General features: G+C 60.5%; 3 protein-coding genes and 1 pseudogene. 2 read left to right on the top strand and 2 right to left on the bottom strand.

Annotation, left to right across the window (positions count from 1 at the left end):
* Positions 1-118: 118 nt before the first annotated feature.
* Positions 119-265: pseudogene (locus tag HA152_RS10140) on the top strand (transposase); the annotation flags it as partial.
* Positions 266-542: 277 nt separating this feature from the next.
* Here the strand turns inward: HA152_RS10140 and HA152_RS09950 are convergent.
* Entirely contained in the window at positions 543-1,556 is a 1,014-nt protein-coding gene (locus HA152_RS09950) for an IS110 family transposase (protein WP_209135857.1), read from the bottom strand.
* Positions 1,557-1,770: 214 nt separating this feature from the next.
* On the opposite strand from HA152_RS09950, the gene HA152_RS09945 reads away from it, so the two are divergent.
* Complete coding sequence (locus HA152_RS09945; RefSeq protein ID WP_209135856.1) at positions 1,771-2,721, top strand: IS481 family transposase; 951 nt, start codon at positions 1,771-1,773, stop codon at positions 2,719-2,721.
* On the opposite strand, the gene HA152_RS09940 is transcribed toward HA152_RS09945, so the two are convergent.
* The gene (locus HA152_RS09940; protein WP_209135858.1) at positions 2,718-3,014 is read right to left on the bottom strand and encodes a transposase; all 297 of its coding nucleotides are present in this window, start codon (positions 3,012-3,014) and stop codon (positions 2,718-2,720) included. The two genes, HA152_RS09945 and HA152_RS09940, sit on opposite strands and share 4 nt — an antisense overlap.
* Positions 3,015-3,107 lie beyond the last annotated feature (93 nt).

Raw genomic sequence — 3,107 nt, 5'->3', positions numbered from 1 at the left:
GGTAAAGAATGTATTTATCCTGGAACCACTCGTTTATTATTTGGGGAAAATGGATTAAGCAAAGGCAGGGGATGGTAGAGTCCATCGAGAAGAGGATGGACGATGCGCAAGAGCCGTTATTCAGAGCGAAAAGAGACCGTGGCCCCAGTGGGGCCGCGTAAGTTCTTGTAGCCAGATTATCGGGATGCTCCGCGAGCACGAAGCGGGTTTCACAACGAAGGAGCTATGTCGCAAGTATGGCATCTCGGATGCGAGGTTTTACAGGTGCTGTCATGTGTGGACGGCCCCTGTTCTGCAAGGTCTGATTTGAGTGATTTCTGATCATTGCGGGTTGCGGTCATGTGTCCGGCCTGTTGGCGCGGTGCTTGTGACCGCTGGCCCTGATGAAGTCCGCTTGGCCGGGTCCCTTTCAGACAATCGAGCTTTTATGCCCTGACAGCACCTCGGGTTTTCCCGGCTGCGGCCCCGTTTGATCATCATCACTTACATCTGCCCTCACAGCTCCTGAGCGACAGCATTCCGGCTGACGCAGATTATTTTGCCTATGCCATCGCAGGCGCCCGATAGGTCTCGCCCCGGGCCAGCACAGCCCAGGCGATGCGCGCGGTTTTGTTGGCCATGGCGACAGTGGCGACACGGGCCGGTTTGCGCTCCAGCAGACGCCTGACCCACTCCCCCGTCGCCGAGGTGTTCGTGCCAACACGTCGGATGACAGAGGTCGCGCCGACGACAAGAAGCCGGCGCAGATAACCATCGCCCATCTTCGATATGCGCCCCAGACGCTCTTTGCCGCCCGACGAGTTCTGGCGCGGCACCAGTCCGAGGAAGGCGGCGAACTGACGGCCCGTCTTGAACACCGACGGATCCGGTATGCTGGCAGACAGCGCGGTTGCCGTGATGAGGCCCACACCCGGTATCGTCTCCAGCCGTTGGCTGGTCTCATCGGTGCGGTGCCAGGCCATGAGCTGGCGCTCAAGCGTGCGGATCTCCTCCGCCAGGCTGTCGAGCTGGGCCGTCAAGCTGGTCAAGGCAGAGCGAGCGATAGCCGGCAAGCGATCCTCGTCCAGGGTGTCGAGCAACGCCGCCAGCTTGTGAGGACCTTGCGCTGTGATGATGCCGAACTCGGCCAGATGTGCGCGGATTGCATTGAGCATCATGGTGCGCTGGCGCATCAGAAGATCGCGCGTCCTATGCAGCATCATCACGCCCTGGCGCGCCTCGCTCTTGATCGGAACAAAGCGCATGGAGGGTCGCGTCACCGCCTCGCAGATCGCTTCGGCGTCTGCGGCATCATTCTTCTGACGCTTCACGTAAGGCTTTACGTAAGCCGGAGGGATAAGCCGCACCTCATGGCCCAGCGCGACGATCTCGCGCGCCCAGAAGTGCGCCGTGGCACACGCTTCCAGCCCGATGAGACACGGCGGTAAATCCCGCAGAAAATCCAGAACACCCCCGCGGCGGAGCTTCTTGCGGAAAACCACTTCTCCCGCTTCATCAACGCCGTGAAGCTGAAAGACAGACTTGGCCAGATCAATGCCGATTGTTGTAACATTCATGGTGGACGGTTCCTTCCCTTGTGCTGGTTCCAACAGCTCCAGCATGGCACATCGCGATGCCGTTGGTCGGGGCCGTCCACCCCATCAGACAAAAACGGATGGGTCTCGAAAGACCGGATTTGATCCTAGGTGTGAGTTCTCATAAGGTTGTTCACCCGGGCTGAAGCCTTGAGACTGGTTGATGCGAAGCAAACAGCGATCAAGGAGAGCCCGGATGAACAGCCATAGGAATGCCAGAACCACGCCGTATTCGCGAGCCCTGATTGTCGAGCGTCATGCAGCCGGTGAGCCGGTTGCGGTCATCGCGGCGGCTTTCGGGGTCTCGCTTCGCACCGTCTACAAGTGGCTGGCGCGCCATCGCAGTGGCGGACACGCGGCGCTGGACACGGCATCGAGCGCGCCGCACCGGCCATCCCGACGGATCGGTGCGTGGTGGCGCGATAGCGCTGCCCGGTTACGCCGGGACTACCGTATGACGGCTGCCGAGATCGCCGAACGGCTGGGACTGGCCCGCTCGACTGTGGCCCGCTGGCTCAAGCGCATGGGGTTGGGCCGCCTGTCGGCCCTGGAGCCCAGACCGCCCGTCATCCGCTATCAGCGCGAACGCCCTGGCGAGCTCATCCATCTGGATATCAAGTCCCTGGGCCGCTTCAACAAACCCGGCCACCGTGTAACCGGCGGGCGCAAGGGCAACCGCAATCCCGGCGCCGGCTGGGACTGCGTCCATGTGGCCATCGACGATGCCACACGTCTGGCCTATGTCGAGGTTCTGCCCGACCAGAAGCGCGCCACCACGACAGCCTTCCTGGTGCGGGCTCTGCGCTGGTTCAAGGCGCGCGGCATCACCGTCGAGCGCGTCATGACCGACAATGGATCAGCCTATGTCTCAAAGCTCTTCGCCAAGGCCCTGCGCTGGCTGAACATCCGCCACATCCGAACCCGGCCCTATACGCCCAGAACCAACGGCAAGGCCGAGCGCTTCATCCAGACACTCCTGCGCGAATGGGCCTATGCCATACCCTACCGCTCATCCGACAGCAGAAACCAAGACCTCGCCCGATATCTGGACTGGTACAACACAGGAAGACCGCACTATGCTCTCAACAAACAGCCGCCAGCCAAAAGGCTCAGCCAGCTGAACAACGTCTTGAGAAACGACACCTAGGTCGTGGACTCATAACTTCTGGCCCAGAGGCGTGTTGATGCGAGGGCCACGGCAGCGAGGAAGTTTCTAGCCAGTTTGTCGAAGCGCGTAGCGCACCGGCGGAAGTGTTTGAGTTTGCAGAAGAAGCGTTCGACCAGATTGCGCTGTCGGTAGATCGGTTTGGACACGGAGCGCTGAACCTTTCGCCGCCTCTGGGTCGGGATGTGGGCTGTCGCACCGATGGCCTCGATGCCTTCGACCAGGGCGCGGGCGTCATATCCGCGATCTGCGACAACATGGCGGGCCCGGGTCAGGCCTCAAGATTATAGGATGGGGAAATATTGCCCAAGAAATGGTAGATGAACTAAAGGAGGGGCAAAATATTGTTATTGAAGGACGTCTAAAGA

Origin of the sequence: Prochlorococcus marinus XMU1412, from assembly GCF_017696315.1 — a bacterium.
In the GTDB taxonomy this organism is placed as follows: domain Bacteria; phylum Cyanobacteriota; class Cyanobacteriia; order PCC-6307; family Cyanobiaceae; genus Prochlorococcus_A; species Prochlorococcus_A marinus_AF.
Note: the sequence above shows the minus strand (reverse complement) of the source record. Positions and strands in the feature narration are given on the sequence as shown.

Excerpts from the sequence above, each read along its gene's own strand:
- HA152_RS09950 (WP_209135857.1), bottom strand. The coding sequence starts at position 1,556 with ATGAATGTTACAACAATCGGCATTGATCTGGCCAAGTCTGTCTTTCAG.
- HA152_RS09945 (WP_209135856.1), top strand. The coding sequence starts at position 1,771 with ATGAACAGCCATAGGAATGCCAGAACCACGCCGTATTCGCGAGCCCTG.